The sequence below is a fragment of the Agrobacterium sp. Azo12 genome (assembly GCF_029193765.2).
Classification (GTDB): domain Bacteria; phylum Pseudomonadota; class Alphaproteobacteria; order Rhizobiales; family Rhizobiaceae; genus Agrobacterium.
The window spans coordinates 676,735-697,016 of sequence record NZ_JARFYO020000002.1; the positions used below are offsets into that span (position 1 = coordinate 676,735).

Annotated in this window: 16 protein-coding genes; 2 read left to right on the forward strand and 14 right to left on the reverse strand. The window is 56.7% G+C overall.

What is annotated here, in order from left to right; genetic code table 11:
• Positions 1–14: 14 nt before the first annotated feature.
• The 9 genes from PYL13_RS19590 to PYL13_RS19630 all read right to left on the reverse strand — a co-directional run bounded on the left by PYL13_RS19590 (position 15) and on the right by PYL13_RS19630 (position 11,315).
• Positions 15–1,658, reverse strand: a complete 1,644-nt coding sequence (locus PYL13_RS19590) for a Na/Pi cotransporter family protein (protein ID WP_275643312.1) — start codon at positions 1,656–1,658, stop codon at positions 15–17.
• Between the two features lie 21 nt (positions 1,659–1,679).
• Complete coding sequence (locus PYL13_RS19595; protein ID WP_275643313.1) at positions 1,680–3,365, reverse strand: metallophosphoesterase family protein; 1,686 nt, start codon at positions 3,363–3,365, stop codon at positions 1,680–1,682.
• A gap of 2 nt (positions 3,366–3,367) precedes the next feature.
• Positions 3,368–3,967, reverse strand: coding sequence for a dual specificity protein phosphatase family protein (locus PYL13_RS19600; RefSeq protein WP_275643314.1), 600 nt, complete (start codon positions 3,965–3,967; stop codon positions 3,368–3,370).
• A gap of 53 nt (positions 3,968–4,020) precedes the next feature.
• The gene (locus PYL13_RS19605; protein WP_259148679.1) at positions 4,021–4,863 is read right to left on the reverse strand and encodes an inositol monophosphatase family protein; all 843 of its coding nucleotides are present in this window, start codon (positions 4,861–4,863) and stop codon (positions 4,021–4,023) included.
• A 121-nt stretch (positions 4,864–4,984) separates the two neighbouring features.
• Positions 4,985–5,812, reverse strand: a complete 828-nt coding sequence (locus PYL13_RS19610; protein ID WP_250984394.1) for an inositol monophosphatase — start codon at positions 5,810–5,812, stop codon at positions 4,985–4,987.
• Between the two features lie 28 nt (positions 5,813–5,840).
• Positions 5,841–6,902 (reverse strand): ABC transporter ATP-binding protein, encoded by a 1,062-nt coding sequence (locus PYL13_RS19615; RefSeq protein WP_275643315.1) that lies wholly within the window; start codon positions 6,900–6,902, stop codon positions 5,841–5,843.
• Positions 6,899–9,130 carry an ABC transporter permease gene (locus tag PYL13_RS19620; RefSeq protein WP_275643316.1) on the reverse strand — a complete coding sequence of 744 codons (2,232 nt, stop codon included), beginning with the start codon at positions 9,128–9,130 and terminating at the stop codon, positions 6,899–6,901. Before PYL13_RS19620 ends, PYL13_RS19615 begins: the two co-directional genes overlap by 4 nt.
• Positions 9,131–9,216: 86 nt before the next feature.
• Positions 9,217–10,242, reverse strand: coding sequence for an ABC transporter substrate-binding protein (locus PYL13_RS19625; protein ID WP_275643317.1), 1,026 nt, complete (start codon positions 10,240–10,242; stop codon positions 9,217–9,219).
• Between the two features lie 113 nt (positions 10,243–10,355).
• Entirely contained in the window at positions 10,356–11,315 is a 960-nt protein-coding gene (locus PYL13_RS19630; protein ID WP_275643352.1) for an ABC transporter substrate-binding protein, read from the reverse strand.
• A gap of 272 nt (positions 11,316–11,587) precedes the next feature.
• On the opposite strand from PYL13_RS19630, the gene PYL13_RS19635 reads away from it, so the two are divergent.
• Entirely contained in the window at positions 11,588–12,328 is a 741-nt protein-coding gene (locus tag PYL13_RS19635; protein WP_192489858.1) for a response regulator transcription factor, read from the forward strand.
• Complete coding sequence (locus PYL13_RS19640) at positions 12,325–14,445, forward strand: sensor histidine kinase (protein ID WP_275643318.1); 2,121 nt, start codon at positions 12,325–12,327, stop codon at positions 14,443–14,445. The genes PYL13_RS19635 and PYL13_RS19640 overlap by 4 nt, the downstream gene beginning before the upstream one ends.
• Positions 14,446–14,500: 55 nt before the next feature.
• Here PYL13_RS19640 and PYL13_RS19645 read toward each other — a convergent pair whose 3' ends face one another.
• From PYL13_RS19645 to PYL13_RS19665, 5 genes are all read right to left on the reverse strand, one after another.
• Entirely contained in the window at positions 14,501–15,226 is a 726-nt protein-coding gene (locus PYL13_RS19645; protein ID WP_275643319.1) for an SDR family oxidoreductase, read from the reverse strand.
• A gap of 32 nt (positions 15,227–15,258) precedes the next feature.
• Positions 15,259–16,893 carry an FGGY-family carbohydrate kinase gene (locus PYL13_RS19650; protein ID WP_275643320.1) on the reverse strand — a complete coding sequence of 545 codons (1,635 nt, stop codon included), beginning with the start codon at positions 16,891–16,893 and terminating at the stop codon, positions 15,259–15,261.
• A gap of 78 nt (positions 16,894–16,971) precedes the next feature.
• A complete protein-coding gene (locus tag PYL13_RS19655; protein WP_275643321.1) occupies positions 16,972–17,703 on the reverse strand; it encodes an SDR family oxidoreductase in 732 nt (243 codons plus the stop codon).
• 39 nt (positions 17,704–17,742) lie between these two features.
• Positions 17,743–18,729, reverse strand: a complete 987-nt coding sequence (locus PYL13_RS19660; protein WP_192489866.1) for an ABC transporter permease — start codon at positions 18,727–18,729, stop codon at positions 17,743–17,745.
• The gene (locus PYL13_RS19665; protein ID WP_259148671.1) at positions 18,719–20,221 is read right to left on the reverse strand and encodes a sugar ABC transporter ATP-binding protein; all 1,503 of its coding nucleotides are present in this window, start codon (positions 20,219–20,221) and stop codon (positions 18,719–18,721) included. The genes PYL13_RS19660 and PYL13_RS19665 overlap by 11 nt, the downstream gene beginning before the upstream one ends.
• Positions 20,222–20,282 lie beyond the last annotated feature (61 nt).

Sequence of the window (20,282 nt, forward strand, 5' to 3'; positions counted from 1 at the left end):
CTGGCTTTCATACCTTAATTGACTTGCCGGATACGGCTTTCGTTAAGCAGGCCGCTATCATCGAGAATGGGAAGCGCCACCGCCACGACATGGGCATTGATGCGCTTGAGGTCTCGCAACAAATCGAGATGCAGAGAACTCGTCTGGATACTGTCGGCCCTGCCGTCCCGCAGGCGCTGCAAATGGCGGGCGGATGACTGCTTTTCCAGTCGACGAACATCTTCCTTCACTTCGACGAGACGGCGCGCCAGTTCAGAATTTTTCGTCGAAAAAACCGTCTGGGCCATGCGCAGATTGTCGAGCGTGATGGCGAACAGGCGCAGCAATTCCTGCTGGCCGTCTTCAGAGAATGTCAAACCAAGGCTAACCTTCTTGGCAATTTCCGGCCGGATGCCCTTTTCGATGATGTCGCCGATATGCTCAAGATTGATTGCATATTCAACGATATCCATTGAACGACGATAATCCTCATCGCTCAACTGCCCCTGCCCGACCCGCGACACAAACACCTTGATTTCATGCTGAATTCGGTCGACGCGCCCTTCAAGAGCACTGATTTCACTCAGTTGCGAAAGGTCGTTACGGCGCATTGCTTCTGCAGCCTGACGCAACATGCGCTCAACCAGATCGCCAACCAGCATCACTTCGCGGCTGGCACCCGCAAGAGCTGCAACCGGCTGGTCGAGATCATGACTATCAAGGAAGCTGCGATGATCATCGCCGGTTTTTTTGTCCGGCAGGATGGCCGCCGTCAGTCGCAAAATGAACGGTGACAATGGCCAGGCAATCAGCGCCACGGCAATGTTGAACAGAAGATGCGCATCAACTGCGAGCTGCTGGTGCGAAAAATAGGGAAGTTCCAAAATCGCGGCACCATAACCAGCAAGTGGCATGGCAATGGCGCAACCAATGGCGCGAATGATGAGGTTGCCAATCGTCACACGCCTTGCGGCAATCGATGCCTTCATGGTTGCCAGAACTGGCGGCACGGCACCGCCGAGATTAGCGCCAAGCACCAGCACAATCACCAGACTGGAATCGATACTGCCGCTCGCAGCCAAAGACAGGATCAGAATAACGACCGCGAGGCTGGACGACGCCAGCACAGCAAGACCTGCTGAAAACATCAAAGCAACCGGCCAGGCATTACCCAGCATGGTGATGAAAAGATTGAGTACTGGCGACTGACGCAGCGGATCGGTGGCCGCAGACAGCAAATGCAGCGACAAGAGCATGAGACCGACACCCACAAGCGCCGTGCCAGCGCCCTGCTTGGCTGACGAGGTCATGCGCATCAACACGACACCGGCCAGGATCAGCAGCGGCGACAACCAACCGAGACCCAAGGCAACGATCCACGCCGTGGTCGCTGTTCCAATGTTTGCACCAAGCATGACGATCTGCGCCATTGCTGGCACGATCATGTCCTTCTCAACGAAGGATGCGACCATCAGGGCGGTGGCTGTCGAGCTTTGCAGCGCAACGGTTGCAAGGAAACCGGCGGCAAATGAACGAGGGCCGCTTCGTGTGCCGGCAGCAAGGCCGGTCCGCAACTTTGCACCCAGCGCTCTAGACATGCCGTCCTTGATCTGACGCAGACCAAAGAGCAGCAGAGCGACTGCGCCAAACAGGTTGATGCTTACGATGGCCGATTCCATGCACTCACCTCATATCGACAATTATGCCGGCACGACGTCGCCAACCGTCGGGATCGACAGAACCAGATTCTGCGCTCCTCCTTCGGCACGATCAAGAAAAAGCCCGAGAGCCCCGAAGAATATCCCAAGGAAACTCGAGAGAGAGCCGTCATGAACTCCGGGAGCCCGCCCGAACCTCAAGGCCAGCGAACGGTAGAGCATCAACCTTTCCGGCTCGATATGCGACAAAGCCAGCGACGCCCCCTGTCGCAGACAGTACCAATCTGCAATCAATTCAAACATCGGCAGATCAGCCAAGCCGTCAAACCGGACAGGCACGGTGTCATCCATGACACCAAGCGAGGAGACCACGTCCAGCACGAGCCTGTTGCCGATTGCCGCAACGATATCTGCAGGCCATTCCTTGACGAAATAACGATGCCGCACCAAAGCGCGTTTGTGATGCCGCAGGAAGTCACCATAGTGACCGGCGGTAAAGGCCAGATCAGGCTGTTCGCCGCGGATATCGGTCTCTCGACCATATCCTTGCGATAGGAGATCGTTGACGGGCAAGTCTGACATTTCAACGGTTTCAACCGCAACCTCAGTCATCGAGGCATGTACAACCTTGAAGGCTGGCGGAAAAGCCACCAGTGACGGGACCGCAACATTGGTCAGGCTCCGACCGGAGGCTCCTCGTCTCGTCACACCTTCCACATGCAGATGGCCACTGAAATGAACCGTGACGCCAGCGGCGAGCAATGCATCCTCGACAGCCTTCACAGGCGTGCGCCGTACGACATTGGTTTCGCCGAATAATACCGCCTCGGCACCGGAAGCTCCGTCAAACGGATCGAGCGCCGGATAATGCGAGAACGCCAGAAGCGTTTTGCCCTGCTGCTTTGCCCGTTGGCTGACATCAGCAATCCAATTCAGAATGAAGCGTTTGGACCTGAGCATCGCATTCCAGCCGCCAGACGTGCTGTCGGTAAAGGCAGCCTCCTCGCCACGCTCGAACTGCCCGTCCAGCGGTTCAAATACATTGGCGTCGATCATCAACAACCAAAGGCCCGGCTCCGGTTCAACAAGATAGGAGGCGTCCATCAGGCGATAGACATTGCTGCCATCAGGCGAGGTCGCGGTATAAACCCGGTCCTCCGCAGCATCGCTTGTGCCGAAGGGTGTCTCCCAGTGCAGATATTCCGGACGACGAAAATAACCGAATCCCGCCATCGGGCTCAGGCCCGACGGATAGCCTTCACAATACATGGCATCGCTGAACGCCACACAGTCATCAACCGTGCTTGGATTGCTTGTTATCGACAGGCTGCGTCCCGCCTCCCCCAAGAATTCCTTTTGATGATGGCGACCTTGCGGGCCAAAAATGTCGTGGTTGCCCGGCAGGGCGTAAAAGGCGGTGCCATGGGTATCGGTATGGGCCTGTAGCAAACCGCGCAACGTTTCCGTCGTCGCACGCTGGCCATCATCGGTATAATCGCCAAGCAGCACAACATGGCGGATGTTGCGGGCAGCCACCTGATCAAGGGCAGCGCGCAGCGCGTCCGCACTTTCGTTAAAAACGCGGGTCGATTGGCGTGTATCTGACCAGCTTCGCATGGTCAGTTGCTGGCCATCCACATTGATACCGGTAAAGCCAAAATCTGCCGAGGTATCATGAAAATGTGCGTCTGCGATAACAGCGACCGGCGGGAAATGTCTTACACCCATGATCAAGCCTTCTTTCGGCCTTCGACGAGATCAATCCAGTCGGATGCACGCCGCGCCGCTTCATAAAGGCTCGGTTTCGGGGTCTCAAACCATTCATCCGGACGCAATTCGCGTCGCTCACGGATGACTGCAACAGCATCATCAAGCGTCGGATAAAGTTCAGGCTGTTGTTTGTGGAGAAACAGCGCCACCAGAGACACCGACCGGCTACGGCCACTACGGCAATTGACGAGTACATTGCCGCCATCGGGGAACGGATAGGTCGCCCGTTTCGGCATGGTCTGGCGCAGAGCCCCATCCAGAATATAGTAGGCACCCAGCATCATCGTATCGGGGCTTCCCTCCCCGTCGATCAGGCCAAGTTTGTAATAACGGATATCGCCGTAACCGGTGGCGAGAAGATCACCGTCCTGGTCGGCGCCCCGCACCAGATTAATGTCCAGATTGACGGCGCAATTGACAACCGTGGTAATGCCGTGGCGACGCAGCAGACCAATATCGCGCGCGCCATCACTACCACCGATATAAAGCGTGGCATTGTGCGGCCCGAGACCTTCGGCAATCTTGCTGATTGCGGGTCTTGCATAAACCGGTCCGTCCATAATCCATTCCTCCATACCGGCGCTTGCGCCGTCATTCATCTTTGCAAATTAATTCAGGCAACCGACGAAACCGGTCTCGCGCCGCTCGCTTCAACCACCGCCAGCGGAATGGCGGATGCCTTGCTTACGCCTGCTGCGACGCCACGCGCGGCGGCCAGAACTGCCCCGCCATCACGAAGGCTGCCAATTTCCAGGAACGGGCAGACATCGCCTCCAGCCTCACTGACCAACAGCAGTCCGGCAAGGCAGTCCCAGGAATTCATATGTAGCTCAAGATAACCGTCTGACCGGCCATCCGCGACATAGGCCAGAGCAAGTGCGCCTGATCCGGCACGTCGGACATTGGTCCCCATATCGAGCAGATTTTTGACGACACCGAGATAGGTATCGTTGGATACCCGTGTCGACCATCCCATTTCGATGGACGCGGCATCGAAACGCTGGGTTCCGGATGCACTGATCGGCTTGCCATTGAGTGTCGCGCCTTCGCCGCGAACGGCGAAATAAAGCTCGTCTAGCGCCGGGTTGTAGATGGCCCCAATTTCTGTTCGACCATCTTCAACATAGGCAATCGAAATGCAGAAATGCGGGATGCCCCGCGCAAAGTTGGCAGTCCCGTCGACAGGGTCCACGACCCAGACCTTGGCACCGATATTTCCGCCACCCTCTTCACCAAAGAAGGTATCATCCGGGAAATGTTTTTCAATCATGCTGCGGATATGCGCCTCGGAAGCAGCATCCGTCACGGTGAGAAAATCCTGTGGACCCTTCATCGAAACACTGCGCTCGGCCTCACCATGAAAACCCTTAAGAACCAGCTCTCCGGCGGAGCGGATGACCGCACGGCAGAGATCGGCGCGAGCCTGAAGCGTATCGGCGTAATGCAAGCTTTCCACGAGATCACCATCAAATCGATTTGAACACGCGTGCAATATTGCACACGTGTTCATTGATTGCAAGCAAGCAGCAGCGCTTGATATCGCCAATCCTGTGAATGACTATCTCCCGTTCCTGGCCCTACGCAACGGCTGCAGCGGGCGTGACGTAGCACGTGTTGTGCAGCGCTATCAGCTCATCATAGGCAGAGACATTGCCAGCCAGAACCGGATGGCCGCTCAGCAGCGCTTCACCTTCTGCCGGGAATGGCATGAAGCGGCCACCGGCTTCTTTCACGAGGCAAAAACCGGCCATGCAGTCCCAGGCGCGCATATAAGGTTCGTAGTATCCCACGAGGCGTCCGGCCGCCACATAGGCCAGCATCAGGGCACCCGAACCGTTGCGGATAAAACTGCCGCCACGGGCGAGCAGATCGGTGATGATCGAGCCAACCAGTTCCGGCGTCACCATGGTGTTGGAACTGATACCGGTCATTGAATTCTGGATGGTGCGGCTTGGATCAAGTTTGAGCGATTTACCGTTTAACGTCGCACCCATGCCATCTGCTGCGGCGTAGGTTTCGTTCATGCAAGGCACCTGAATGACACCGATCACTGGCACACCACCACGCAACACGGCAATCGATACACACCATGTTGGCAGACCGTTGACAAAGGGCGCCGTGCCATCGATCGGATCAACCACCCAGGTGTAACCCGATGTTCCGTCCTGCAGACCAAATTCTTCACCCAGAAAGCTGTCTTCCGGAATGGCCGCGAGCACCCTTTCACGTAGAAAGGTTTCGACATTACGGTCGGCAATCGACACGACGTCCTGAAGATCGCGTTTGGTCTCGACAACAAGCGTATCGCGCTTGTTGAAGTAATCGAGCGCCAAGGCGCCCGCTTCTGCGGCCAGAGACTTCGCCAGTTCGAAGCGTTGATCGAGGCCGATATCATGCTTGGTCATTTCATCATTCCTATGCACTTGGTTGAATTCAAGATTGGATCAAGGCAATGCCGCGGCTTTTGAACCCGAGCGTCACATCAGTGGCCGGCGGAAGGCTGGTTTCAACCGCATGATCGATGATGAACAGCGTGCCGACATCCGTCTCGACTTCATATTCGACATGACCGCCCAGATATGCGCTGTGCAGCACCCGACCGGCCAACCCTTGACCGCCGGGTTGCCCGATCGAAATAGAACCGGGGCGAACAGCCAGTTGTGCCGTTCCGGTTTTTGCATCACGAGCCGGTATACGATGATCGACACCACCGACCCGGATCAGCGCATTTGGACCTTCGATACCAACCACTTCGCAACCAATGACATTCGCTTCGCCCATAAAGTCGGCAATGAAGGATGAGGCTGGCGCTTCATAAAGTTCGCGTGGCGAGCCCGATTGTGCGATCTCGCCATCTTTCATCACGATGATGCGGTCGGAGACCGCCAGCGCCTCGTCCTGATCATGCGTCACGTAAACCGCCGTGAAACCCAGACGCTGCTGCAGCTCGCGAATTTCAGTGCGGACCCGGCGGCGCAGACGGGCATCAAGGTTGGAAAGCGGCTCATCAAGCAGCAGCACCTGTGGTTCAAGCACCAGCGCGCGGGCAACAGCAACACGCTGTTGCTGACCGCCTGAAAGCTCGGCTGGAAGACGGTGACCCATACCCGCAAGACCAACCAGTTTCAGGCCTTCTTCGGCCTTTTCCCGCGCCTCTGCTTTACGTAACCCTGAGGATTGCAGGCCATAAGCGACATTGTCGAGCGCGGTCATATGCGGGAACAGGGCATAGGACTGGAAGACCATGGAAACGTCACGTTCATTGGCAGGCAGCATGGTGACATCCTTGCCGCCAATCAAGATGCGTCCAGCGGTCGGGTGTTCAAGACCCGCCAGCATGCGCAGCGTTGTCGTTTTACCGCAACCGGATGGACCAAGCAGTGTCACCAGCGTACCCGGCTCAATGGTGAGGGACAGGTCTTGAATGGCAACGAAGGAACCAAAGGTCTTGCGAACATTCTGAAAGGTAACGGAACCGGGCTTTACGGAAATCATGCTGTTTTCTCCTGAGACAGAGGAACGGAGTTTGCTGGCTGCAGGCCTGCGACGCGGTTTTCGCGTCGCAAACGACGCTCTCCGACCAGCAGCTGGAAGCCGGTAATGACCGTGATCATCACCACGATGAGCATTGAGGAGTAGGCAATGGCCACGCCATATTCACCGTTCTCAACGAGACCGACGATGTAGGAGGTTGCCATGTTGTATTCCGCGCTGACGAGAAAAATCACGGCGCTGATCGAGGTGATCGCACGCACGAAGGAGTAGACCAGCGCCGCCGTGATGGCCGGACGCAGCAATGGTAGAATGACCTTTCTAATGGTGCGGAAACTGTCGGCCCGCAACGTCAGCGACGCTTCATCAAGGCTCCTGTCGAGCTGGCTCATCGCTGCAATGCCGCCGCGCACGCCAACCGGCATGTTACGGAAAACAAAGCAGGCAATCAGCACCAGAGCCGAACCGGTCAACTCCACCGGAGGCAGGTTGAAAGCCATGATGTAGCTCACGCCAATGACCGTACCGGGAATGGCAAAGCTCATCATCAGGGCAAATTCAAAGATATTGCGACCGGCAAATTTCTGTCTGACGATGATATAGGCTGTCAGCAGGCCGACAGCAGCAGTCAGCGGCGCCGAAATCAACGCAATCTCCATGGTCGTCCAGAACGAATTCCAGGCGACACCTGTCCAGGCGATGGAGCCGTTTGCAAAACTGACCGAGAAGGCACGGATATAGTGTGCGAAAGTCAGGGAGTTATCGAGACCCCAGGTCTTCACGAAACCACCGACCAGGATCATGCCGTAAACAACGATGGTGAACAGCATCCACGGAACGACAACCGCGTGTACACCAATCGACAGGCCGCGCGGCAGGGCAATGTGGGCACCGCTGTCGCCCTTTCCGGTAACCGTCGCGAAATTTTTGCCCGAAAGCCAGAAACGCTGGGCAAGGAAAGCCGATAGTGTGAAGCAGAGCAGGATGATAGCCAGAACAGCCGCGCGTGACGGGTCATTCTGCGAACCGACCACCGCAAAGAATATTTCAGTCGACAACACACCATGGCTTCCACCCAGCACAAGCGGATTGCCAAAATCAGCCATACTTTCGATGAAACCAATGAGGAAGGCGTTGGCGAGGCCAGGCTTCATCAGCGGCAGCGACACGCGCCAAAAGGTACGCCAGCGATCGGCCCGCAGCGTCTGCGACGCTTCTTCCATCGATGGGCTTACACCCTCAACAACGCCAATCAGCACGAGGAATGAAATGGGGGTAAAGGACAGAACCTGGGCAATCCAGATGCCGGTCAGGCCATAAAGCCATCGACCCGGCTCTATGCCAAAAAGATCAGACAGTCCCTGCGTGACAACACCGGCGCGGCCAAACAGAAGCGTCAGCGCAAGACCGATCACAAAGGGTGGCGTGATGATCGGCAACACCGTCAGCAGGCGCAGCCCCTTCTTGAACGGAAAACGGGTGCGGGTTGCGACCAGCGCAAAACCAAGCCCAAGCACCGTCGAGCCAAACGCAGTCATCAAAGCGAGGAACAATGTCCGCCACGCGACGCCGCAGCGTTCTTCACCGAGCACACAGCCGAGGCTCCAGATACCTGGATCCTGGATATTGCGGATAAAACCATCGGCATTAAACGAACCGTCAAAGTCCTGAACCGAGGCAATCAGCATGCTGCCAATCGGATAGAACACGAAGACGGTAACGAGGAAAACCAGCACCGAAATCGAACCGACGACAAAGGCATCACCCTTCATCACGCCGCGTTCGGCAAGACCGAAAGCAAACAACAGCACAAAGACCAGCGACATCAAGACGCCACCCGCACCAATCGACGGCTGACCATCAGCCAGCTGGCCAAACAGGGTCTCGCTGATGGTCCATGTCCAACCGGTAAAACCGATCGCCAGTCCCTGTAGGCTAAGGAATAGCAGACCTATCGCACCGATCCATGCCAGCAATTTCCCGCGTCGCATTGGATCGGCGATTGGCCTGACAGCACATGCACCAAGGAAGATCAGCGCAATGCCAATCAGCCACGGCTTGCCGTAGACAAGAATTTGCAGAACACCCGGCGCGTTACTGGACGCGGAGAAGAACTCCGAAAACCAGCGAAAACTGTAGAAGCCGCCTTCGATGCGGTACCAGGGGAGAAGAAACAGGGCCACTGCCCCAAGCATCAGGACAACGTCCAGCCTGCGATTGCCACGCGTCATGGCCAACCTCGCTATTTTATGCTGATGAATGAACTCGAGGCCGATACCCTAACCAAAGGTCGGGGCATCGGCCGTCACGTCTCGGATCAGTTGGCGACAGCGCCGACTTCACGATCCCAACGCTCCAAGAGAGCCTTGCGCTTGACAGGGTCGCCATAGGTCTTGAAGTCGTAGTCAATCAGCTTGATATCCTCGAACTTCGGCGCTTCCTTCGGCACTTCGGCCGTCTTGTTGGACGGCAACTGGAAGGACTTTGCATCCTTCATACGAGACTGCACGTCCGGCTGCAGCGACCAGTCGTACCAGACCTTCGCATTGTCGAGGTTGCGGGCACCCTTGATGATCGACATGGAGCCGATCTCATAACCGGTACCTTCACATGGCGCGATCGACTTGACCGGGAAGCCTTCTGCCGTCTGCGCCACCGCATCATGCATGAAGACGATACCAACCGCAGTCTCGCCACGCGCGGCCGCCTTGACCGGTGCGGAACCCGACTTGGTGTATTGCGAGATATTGGCGTTGAGCTTTTTGAGATAGTCGATGGCCTGGTCTTCACCCATGATCTGGACCAGCGAAGCAAGTGCCGTGTAGGCCGTGCCGGACGAATTGGGGTTGGCGATCTGGATTTCGCCCTTCAGTTCCGGTGCCAGAAGATCGGCCCAGCACAGCGGCTCCTTGTAGCCCTTGGACTTGAATATTTCTGTGTTGTAGCCCCAACCGAGCGCACCGGCGTAAACGCCAACTGTCTTGTAACCGGTGCTTTCTGCCTGTTTCACGGCCCAATCCTGCAGCTGGTCAAGCATTGGCGATTTGTATTCCAGCGTCAGGTTTTCAGATGCGGCCTGCATATGCGGATCGCCGGTACCGGCCCACCAGATATCGGTCTTCGGGTTGCGCGCTTCTGCACGAACCTTGGCATAGGTTTCGCCCGACGACAGGCGCACCATGTTGACCTTGATGTCATGGGACTTCTCGAAGTCGCCCTTCATCTGCTCACAGATAACAACGTCAGCCGAGCAAATCAGGTTAAGCTCGCCTGCGGCCTGAGCGCCGGTGGTGGCAAGTGCAGTACCGGTAAAAAGCAGGCTGGTCAGTATAGTCAGTCGCATGGGTATCCTCCTATAGCTTGCGTCTGAATGGGGGACAGCGTTTGAACATGGCGCTGCCGTTCGCAGCACTTGCAGTGCTGCGCTATTTGTTATTGTTGTTTGAATTGCCGACCCTATTGCGTCGGGTGGATTTCATTGTCGAAGCGGGCTAACAGCCGACTTCGTTCTTCTGGCAGACCGAAGGTGGCAAAGTCATAATCCACCATCTTGATCATCGATATGTCTGGCGCCGTCAGCGGCAGGCTTGCCTTGGCATTGGATGGCACCTGGTTTTGACCTGCGCGAAATCCGGTTGCCTGCCCTTCCGGGCTCAAGGCGTAGTCGACAAAGGCACGTGCAAGAGCCAGATTGGCCGCGCCCTTGATGATGCTGGCCGCACCAATCTCATATCCGGTCCCTTCACAGGGCGCGACGATGGCCAGCGGAAACCCTTCAATCTTCTGCGTCACCGCATCATGCATGAAGGAAATTCCGATCAACACGTCTCCCCGGGCGGCTGCCTTGACCGGAGCTGAACCTGCCTTGGTGTAGGCAACGACGTTGCGATCAAGTTTTGCCATGAAGCTGAAGGCTTCGTCCTCTCCAAACAGCTGCACAAGCGTGGCAAGCAAGGTAAACGCCGTGCCCGACGAGTTTGGATTTCCCGATTGGATATGGCCGCGATAAATATCCTTTGCCAGATCTTTCCAGCAGGTCGGCGCTGGCAGCCCCGCTTCAGCCAGCAGTTCTGTATTGTAAGCAAAGCCCAACGCACCGGCATAAATTCCGGCGGAGCGCGACCCTGACATCGCATAAAAATTCTGTGCCCAGGGCAACAGGTCATTCGGGTTGGCGGGGTGGTATTCTTCGAGCAAACCTTCCGAGCTGGCCTGCAAATGGGTATCGCCAGTACCGCCCCACCACACGTCTATGGTCGGATGTGCACGTTCGGCGCGGATCTGATCGAGAATTTCGCCAGTGCTCTTGCGAACCACCGAAATCTCGACACCCATCTTGCTTTCGAATGCTTTTTGCATGGTCACACACCAAGCCTCGTCGACGCCGCACAGGACGTTCAACTTCGACTGGGCCATGCCATGGCCTGCGCCGCACAGCCATACGACTATGCTTGCCGCAAAAGCGGTCACTGCTCTCAATTGAGCCTCCCTGCTTGGAACCTCCCCGTTCCAATCTCCGCATATAGCATGTCAGATACTGCCGCCGTCGCAATCGAAGAATGGTTACCAATCTTTCACCAAAGCGCCCAACAACATGACATTTGTTACAAATATGACATTTCCGATAATCACCGAAGCTTTGAAGATCGCAAAGAGCGTGCTTATGATAGCTGCGGGAGGAATACACAGTGCTCAATCAGAAGGTAAAGATTCTGATCGTCGAGGACGATCCAGACATGTCCGAACTTATTGCCGATCTGGTCGAGGCTGAGGGTTGGGTGCCGACCTGCGCGCGATCTGCCGAGGAAGCGGACGCAATTTTGGCAACGGACACCATGCAGCTCGTGCTGGTGGACCATAACCTGCCCGGCACATCCGGTCGGACCTTTGCCCAGCGATTGCGTACAAAGGTCGATATCGGCATTGTCATGGTAACGGCAGCGGGCAGCGCCATAGACAGGGTGCTTGGCCTCGAAACCGCCGCCGACGACTATGTGGTGAAACCCTTCGAGCCAATCGAACTGACTGCGCGCATCAAGGCGGTGTTGCGCAGGACCATTCCATCGTTGAAACACGAAAAAGACAGCGAACGCGATCACAGTCGCTCGGCCCTGCATCTCGGGGACTGGGTTTTTGATCATGACGCCCATCAGGCCGTGTGTCTTGTCGATCGCAGCAAGACATTGACAACAGCGGAATTTGCGCTGCTTGAAATCCTGGCGGAAACACCGAACCAGCCGGTCAGTCGCACACAAATCCTCGACCGCCTGGGCTCAGAAAGCGACCGCTACATTGACCGCAATGTCGATGTGCTTGTTCTGCGCTTGCGCCGCAAGATCGAACGAAACCCGGACTTGCCGCGCCACATCAAGACCAGACGCGGCAAGGGTTATGTGCTGCATACCGACGAAGCCGAGCTGTCCCCGTGATCAATCGTTCATTTCTGTCGTCGATTGCGTTCCGCCTGCCTTTTGCGATTGTGTTTATCTGCGTTCTGGTCTTCAGCCTCTCGGCAATCGCCATATATGGTTTGCAAAGGGCCCGTGACGAGATGGCCGCTTACGGTGTGCAGGCATTTTCCAGCCTCGGCAAGGTATCACTGGTTTCGCGGCAGGTGTCGGATCTGGTGTCGAGCGCACCCTTCTTGATGAATGCCGCCTCGCCCTACCGGGTATCCAGCGAAAGCCGCTCGGTGGTGCAGCAGGTTGACAGCTTGCTCTCCATGATAACCTCGAAAGAGGACGAGCGACGCATTCCGGGATTTGCAAGCGACCGAATTGCGGAACTCTTGCAGCAAATTCGCACACAAACTCTCGATCTGGTCAAGGATGCCGATGCAGCGCAGGTTCATAAGGCAGATGCTGCCGCCGCACTTGGCGAAATCGCCACCGGCAAAGGCATTCTGGATCCCAATCTGCGCCAGCGCATGAACGGCATCGTGCAAGCGGCCTCAACCTCTGACAGCCTTTTCCAGCTCGGAGAACTGCGCCGTCGCTATGTCTCGGAAACAACCGCCCGTCAGGAAGGATATCCGGGCCAACGCCTAGCAGCATTCGAACTGCTGCATTATGAGCGTGTCTTCAAGGCACAGACTCAGTATCTCCTTGAAATGTTTGCAATACGTGCCTCGGTCGCCAAACTCCACACCGTGTCGCGTGACCTTTCCCACGCCACAGAAACCCAAAGCGATGCAATTGCCCGTGGCCTGAACGAGGATTTGCTTTCCACGTCAGATGCGCTCAGCCGTTTGCTGGTCATCGTCGCGCTTGCGTCCTTCCTGGTGCTGGTCATGGCGGTGTTCTCTATTCGCTCGGTCATGCGTGTCTCACGCGGCATCGTCACGCTGTCGAATGGCATGAACGCGCTGGCCAAGGGTGATAAGGATGTTGGCCCGCCATCCTATCGCGGGCCGGAAACGGAACTGATTCAGCTGCTCGACGCATTTCGCGCGTTTCATGACAGCGTTGATCGTGTTTCACGGCTGCGCCGCACGGCAGAGGCTGCGGCCCGCACCATCCGCTCAACCTTCCGCAACATGAATGAAGGCATCGCGCTGTTTGACCCGAGCGGCCGGCCGATTACCATGAACCGCCGGATTATCGAGCTTGTTGGTCGCTCAGGTTCGTCACGTAAATTGCCATTGCGACGTTTTGTGGAGCCCATTCCGGAAATCGATCCGTCCTTGTTGCCATCAGATAGTGACCGCGGCGCCTTGATAGACCGCATCTTCATCCGGCATCGCGTTGACGGGCAGGTCATTGAAATCTCACTCTCACGCCAGCCAGACGGCGGGATCGTCATGCTGGCGCGTGATGTTACCGCTCTGGACCGTCAGGAAGCAGAAGCTGCAAAGGCCCAGCGACTGGATGGCATCATGCGCATGACCCATCAGGTCAGCCACGAAGTTGGAAACATGATCGGCATCATAACGGGCAGTCTCGGCTTGCTGGAGCGCGAGGCCGGTTTCAATGACCGTCAGAAACGCCATATCACCCGTATTCGCAAAGCAGCCGACCGCGGGCGCTCACTTGCCTCGAGCATGCTAACGGTCGGCAGCCAGCAACCGATCCACGCGCAGCACATCGACGTCGCCAGCTTGCTGCGTGGCATGGCGGATATTCTGGAGATTGCTGTTGGATCGAAATGCCATATTACACTTCATCTCAACGAGGAATTGCCAACCATTCCGCTTGACCCTGCCCTTCTTGAGCAGTCGATCCTCAATCTTTGCCTGAATGCCGCCGCCGCAATGCCCAAGGGTGGCCTGATCTCCATCGGCGCAGCATCGGAAAAAGATGTACTGATCATTGATGTAACCGACGAAGGCATCGGAATGACACCCGAAGCCGTCGACAAGGCTTTTGAACCCTATTTCACAACCCGTGAAGAACATGGTGGAGCGGGCCTTGGCTTGGCAATGGTTTATGGTTTCGTTCGCCAAAGTGGCGGAGAGGCCCATATCCACTCAACCCTTGGACAGGGAACGTCGATCAAATTGATTTTCCCACTTACACCCTCTCAAACCTTGCACAACAGCCAAGCCTGAAGTCGTAGAGGCTATAGCTGCGACCAGCGCCACGCCTCAACGATTGAGCAGTCCCTCAAACGGCGAGAAAACCGCCATCGACATTGATAACGGCGCCGTTGACCATGGCCGTATCGGGTGAAAGCAGCGTGGCGATGGTGCGGGCAACGTCATCGGCCTCGGCAAAACGGCCGATCGGATGACGCACCATCATAGGTGCAGACTTTTCCGGATCGCTCCAGGCAGCCATTGCAAGTTCTGTCAGAGTGATGGTTGGCGCAACGGAATTGACCCTTATGCCATAAGGGCCAAACTCCTTGGCCAGCACCCGTGTTGCACCTTCAAGACCGGCCTTGGAGGCTGCGTAACACAAGTGTTCGTTAAAACCGCGATGTCCGGCAATCGAGGTTATGTTGACGATCGCACCGCCACCGCCAACGGCACGGCGGGCACGGCCAAACTCCTGACTGGTGATCAGGGCCGCCCTCAAATTGATGCCCATCACCGCCTCATAGCCCGCTTCGGTCATGTCAAAGCTTGTCTCGAGAACATTGATACCGGCACTGTTGATCAGGAAGTCAGCAGTGCCGGCCTCCGCCATAGCCTTGCGCGTTGCAGCAGGGTCAGCCAGATCAACCGTAATCGAACGACCACCAATCTCGTCACGCAGACTGTCGAGATCCGACGTGGTGCGGCTAAGGGCGATGACTTCGGCACCGCGTTCAGCCATGACACGGGCGCAAGCCCGACCGATGCCTTTGCCTGCGCCTGTGATGATGACCGATGTCCCTGAAAACTGCATGCTGGTTCCTCCCTGATATATGTGCCTGCAACTTAGCCAGAGGCTGCGGGAAACAATGGCTCAATGTCTTTTCGCACCTCACGGGCGAGTGTCTGTATTCTCAGAAATGCCTGGTAACGCGCCTCGTGCAGCGCCCGCGCCGCATCACGCACCGGCTCACTACGCCCTGCCACAGTGGACATGGCGGGCATTGCGGCCTGCAAATCGGGGTAGAGTTTGGCGGCAACAGCCGCCAACATAGCTGCGCCCAGCAAAACCGGCTCCGAGCAGGCCGTGACCTCAACGGGAACTCCCGTTGCGTCAGCGAGAATCTGCCGGGTTAGCGGATGTGTTCCCGCTCCGCCGGAAACAGAGATCGTGGAAACGGAGACGCCGTTTTCGGCCTGCGTTTCGATGATCTGGCGCAGTCCATAACCAAGCCCGCAAAGCCCGGCGACGTACAGTGCGGCAAGATTGTCCGCACCGCTTTCCATGCCAAGCCCCATCACAACGGCGCGTGCATATGGATCGGCAAAAGGTGCGCGATTGCCGAGGAATTCTGGGACTACCTGCAACTGTCCGGCAAGATTTACCGCATCTGACGGTCTGTCGACGCCAGCCAGCACCCGCGCCGCAAGCCATGGCGCCAAGCTGGTACCATCCTGTTTTGCCTCCTGCGACGCCTTGCCCGCGTAGGGATGCAGGCTCAATAACTGATCGATGGCCGCACCGGCGGCCGACTGACCACCTTCATTCAGCCACATGCCGGGCACCATGGCGGAAAAATACGGGCCCCAGACACCCGGCACAAATGTCGGCTCGGCAGTCGTTGTCATGGTGCAGGACGATGTGCCAAACACGTAACCAAGGCAGGATGATGCATCCTGCAAGCCACCTTTTGCCGCCACAGTCCCAACGCCACCGGCATGGGCGTCAATTAATCCTGCCCCGACAGCAATGCCAGCGCGCAGTCCCATCGCATCAGCCGCTTCCTGGTTCAGGCCGTTGCCCAATGGCGTTCCCGGGTGCACGACACTTTGACCAATCCGGCGAAAACCGTCATCAGGAAGGTCATCCAGCCCTATCGTACGGAAATAGGTCTCGTCCCACCTGTCCTCATGCGCCAGATAGGTCCATTTGCAGGTCACGGTGCAGGAAGATCGCTCCAATGCACCGGTCGATTTCCAGGTCAGAAAATCCGTCAGGTCAAAGAAGTGCTTGGCACTGGAATACACCTCAGGCAGATGTTCCTTCAGCCAAAGCAGTTTCGGCGTCTGCATTTCCGGAGAGATAACACCGCCGACATAAGACAGAACCATATGTCCTGTGGCATTGATCCGCCGTGCCTGTTCAAGCGCGCGATGATCCATCCACACGATGATATCGCGTTCAGGATGCGCAGGATCGCCCACTCCGTTGGATGCGCCCTGCACCACCAGTGAGCAGGTAGCATCAAATCCGATCCCGGCCACGGCCGAGGGATCGATCGCCGCCGATGTGACGGCATCACGAACAGCCGTACACACCGCATCCCAAATCTGGGCGCTCGACTGCTCGACATGCCCATCATCATTGCGAAAGATAAGGATGTCATGTTTGGCGGAGGCCAAAAGCGTGCCAACCGCATCAAACACGCCAGCGCGTGCCGAACCTGTGCCAACATCGACACCGATAAAGTAACTGCTCATACGATCCTATCCCTCGCCGGAGTGAAACAGCAAGCCGTGCTGTTCAAAGCACGGCTCGGCAAACTAGTCCGACCAGACTCAAACCCGGTCAAAGTTGGTCGGCAAGACCAACATATCGCGGATCGTGACGTTGCGGTTGCGGGTAAGCATGTATTCCACAGCATCTGCAACTTCGCTCGCTTCAATGATGCTGCAGGATTCCTTGGCCTTGCGCAGGTTTTCTTCCGGCCAGTCAGCAAGCAGGGCCGAGAGAACGGGCCCGGGGGAAACCTGGGCCACACGAATGCCATGCGGAATGAGCTGGCGGCGCATGGTCTGAACGAAGCAGGTCACAGCCCATTTCGAACCGGCATAGACCGGTTCCCAATAGGTCGGGAAATGGCCGGCAATCGAGCTGGTGACAATGATGTCACCGGTTTTGCGCGCACTCATATGCGGTACAACTGCATGCACATTCTTCATCACGGCATTGACATTGAGGTTGAGCATGCGGTCGATTTCGTCGGCTGAGGTCTCTGTCAGGTCGCCACCGATGTAGGTTCCGGCATTGCAATAGAGAATGTCGATATGATCGACCTTCTCGAGAATTTCGGGAACCATCGCAGCGCAACTGTCGGCATCCAGCAAGTTGGTGACCTGAGGAATGGCATTTTTACCAAGCTTGGCGACCAGGTCGTTGAGCGCTTTTTCGTTCCAGTCGACCATGACGACCGTGCAGCCATTGGCCAGAAGCTTCTCGGTCGTTGCCAGACCGATGCCGGAAGCGGCGCCTGTTATAACCGCGATTTTGCCTTCCAGTGATTGAGCCATATTATTCTCCTAACGTTATGAAAAGCTGTTGAGATTTCGTCAGCGCCATTCGCGGGCGATGTAGATAGCGAGCAGGATGATGAAGCCACGGATGATGTCCTGCAGATAGGGGTTGATACCCATCAGATTGAGGCCGTTGTTGAGGATGCCGAGCAGGACAGCACCAATCAGCGTACCGAGGATGAAACCCCGGCCACCGGCAATTGCAGTGCCGCCGAGCACCACGGCCGCAATGGCATCGAGCTCGAAACCAACGCCGGCATTGGGCTGGCCCGACATCAGGCGCCCGGTCAGAATGATGGCTGCAAGTCCCGCCGTGAGGCCGGAAATCGAGTAAACCGCAATTTTGATGCGACCAATCTTGACGCCCGACAGTCGTGCTGCCGTTTCATTGCCACCAATGGCATAGACATGGCGACCAAATGCAGTCCGCTCCAGCAGCAGCCACGCCAATGCGTAGATGATGACCATGGCGATGACAGGAACCGGAATAATACCAACACGACCGACGCCGAACCAGGAAATCCACGATGGCAGGCCCGAGATCGGGTAGCCGCCGGAATAGATAAGCCCAGCTCCACGGGCGATACCCATGGTGGCGAGAGTGACGATGATGGCCGGCATGCGGCCCCATGCCACCAGAATTCCGTTGAAAAGGCCAAGCCCGATGGCAATAGCGACGCCGGACAGCAGTCCGGCCCAGCCTGGCATGCCGAAATGTACCATCAGCCCCGCCGCCATGGTGCCGGCAAGCGCCATCAGTGCTCCGACCGACAGGTCGATACCGCCGGTTAAGATGACGAATGTCATGCCAACCGCCAGAATGGCGACGATCGATACCTGTCTCAAGACATTGAGAATGTTGGAAACGGAAAAGAAGTTATCTGAGGCGAAACCCATCAGGATCGAAACGACGATCAAGCCAGCCAGTGGCAAGGCCAAAGGCGACTGTATGATGGTCTTCCAGATCGGCGTGGCAGAGGCCTCCGCCTGAGCGCCTGTAAGAGCGTCCGCGTCATGCGACATGTTGTGTCCTCCCGGTTGTTGCATGGGTCATGATCTGCTCAGAGGTGATCGCATCGCCTTCAAGCGTTGCGACAATCCCGCCTGAGCGGAAAACACAGACCCGGTCGGACATGCCGATCACTTCAGGCAGTTCCGACGAAATCATGATGATGGAATAGCCACGGGCGGTGAATTCGCGCATGAGCTGGTAAATTTCGGTTTTGGCGCCAACATCAATGCCGCGGGTCGGCTCGTCAAAAATCAACACCTTCATGTTGTGGTTGATCCAGCGGGCGATCACCACTTTCTGCTGGTTGCCACCGGACAGTGTATCGACGCGCGCATGCGGGCTTGACGCCTTCACACGCACCCGCTGCATGGCAGTGCGAGTATCGGCAAGTTCACGCGAGCGGTTGATGAAGAAGTGGCCGATCAGGTATTTGCCGTAATTGTTCAGCGAGACATTGTGCATGATCGGGAAACTGGTGATCAGCCCCTGCTCCTTGCGACTTTCAGGAAGCAGACCGATACCCGCCTCCAGTGCCTGGGACGGATCGGCAAACCGTATCTCGACACCGTTGATCAACAGTTTGCAGCGCGCGGCCCGATAGGCACCAAGCATCGCCAGAACTGTTTCGGTACGACCCGAACCTACCAGACCGGCAAAACCGAGGATTTCTCCTGCCTTGAGGTGAAAACTGGAAACCGGTCCGCTTCTGGTGAGCTTGACCTCTTCCACCTCAAGAACAGTCTTGGCATCGGCAGGAATGACAGGTTTTGGCGGGAAGCTGTTTTCGATCCGGCGACCAACCATCATTTCGACCAGCTGTGCCTGATTGACGTCGCTGACAGCACAGGAGGCCACAAATTCACCGTCCCGCAACACAGTGATGCGGTCGCAAATCTCGAAAATTTCTTCGAGATGGTGCGAAATGAAGATGATCGCGACACCCTGTTTTCGAAGGCTGCGCATGACGTGAAACAGATGTTCGACTTCGGCCGGCGTCAGCGTCGCTGTTGGTTCGTCGAGCACAAGAATACGGGCGTCGAGTGCCAGTGCCTTGGCAATCTCTACAAACTGCTGTTCGGCAACCGACAAATTGCGGATTGGCACATTCAATGGAATGGAGATACCGAGTTGTTTCATGATTTCGGCGGCGCGCTTGCGCATCGCCGATCGTTTCATGAAACCAAGCCCGTTGCTGAGCTCGCGCGCCAGAAACATGTTTTCGACCGCGTTCAAATAAGGAACGAGCGAAAACTCCTGAAAAACCACACCGATACCGGCATCGATCGCTTCATTATAATCACTGAAATGGCGAACCTCGCCGTTGATGCGGATTTCGCCTTCACTGGGTTTCACAATCCCACACAGGATTTTCATCAGTGTCGATTTACCAGCACCGTTTTCACCCAGTAGCGCGTGAACTTCACCCGCCTGCACGGTGAGATCCACCCCATGCAGAACCTCGATCCTGCCAAAGCTTTTTTTGATGCCGTTCAGCTGTAGCATCTGTTCCTCCCGTGTTTGATTGGAAAAGTCGCCCCCACTGTTTCCGGCGAGGGCGCTCGGG

Bases quoted from the DNA above. Each gene is read 5' to 3' on its own strand.
- PYL13_RS19615 (WP_275643315.1), bottom strand. From the start codon at position 6,902: ATGATTTCCGTAAAGCCCGGTTCCGTTACCTTTCAGAATGTTCGCAAG.
- PYL13_RS19600 (WP_275643314.1), bottom strand. From the start codon at position 3,967: ATGGACGGACCGGTTTATGCAAGACCCGCAATCAGCAAGATTGCCGAA.
- PYL13_RS19595 (WP_275643313.1), bottom strand. From the start codon at position 3,365: ATGGGTGTAAGACATTTCCCGCCGGTCGCTGTTATCGCAGACGCACAT.
- PYL13_RS19650 (WP_275643320.1), bottom strand. From the start codon at position 16,893: ATGAGCAGTTACTTTATCGGTGTCGATGTTGGCACAGGTTCGGCACGC.
- PYL13_RS19610 (WP_250984394.1), bottom strand. From the start codon at position 5,812: ATGACCAAGCATGATATCGGCCTCGATCAACGCTTCGAACTGGCGAAG.
- PYL13_RS19620 (WP_275643316.1), bottom strand. From the start codon at position 9,130: ATGACGCGTGGCAATCGCAGGCTGGACGTTGTCCTGATGCTTGGGGCA.
- PYL13_RS19665 (WP_259148671.1), bottom strand. From the start codon at position 20,221: ATGCTACAGCTGAACGGCATCAAAAAAAGCTTTGGCAGGATCGAGGTT.
- PYL13_RS19630 (WP_275643352.1), bottom strand. From the start codon at position 11,315: ATGGCCCAGTCGAAGTTGAACGTCCTGTGCGGCGTCGACGAGGCTTGG.
- PYL13_RS19655 (WP_275643321.1), bottom strand. From the start codon at position 17,703: ATGGCTCAATCACTGGAAGGCAAAATCGCGGTTATAACAGGCGCCGCT.
- PYL13_RS19660 (WP_192489866.1), bottom strand. From the start codon at position 18,729: ATGTCGCATGACGCGGACGCTCTTACAGGCGCTCAGGCGGAGGCCTCT.
- PYL13_RS19625 (WP_275643317.1), bottom strand. From the start codon at position 10,242: ATGCGACTGACTATACTGACCAGCCTGCTTTTTACCGGTACTGCACTT.
- PYL13_RS19590 (WP_275643312.1), bottom strand. From the start codon at position 1,658: ATGGAATCGGCCATCGTAAGCATCAACCTGTTTGGCGCAGTCGCTCTG.
- PYL13_RS19645 (WP_275643319.1), bottom strand. From the start codon at position 15,226: ATGCAGTTTTCAGGGACATCGGTCATCATCACAGGCGCAGGCAAAGGC.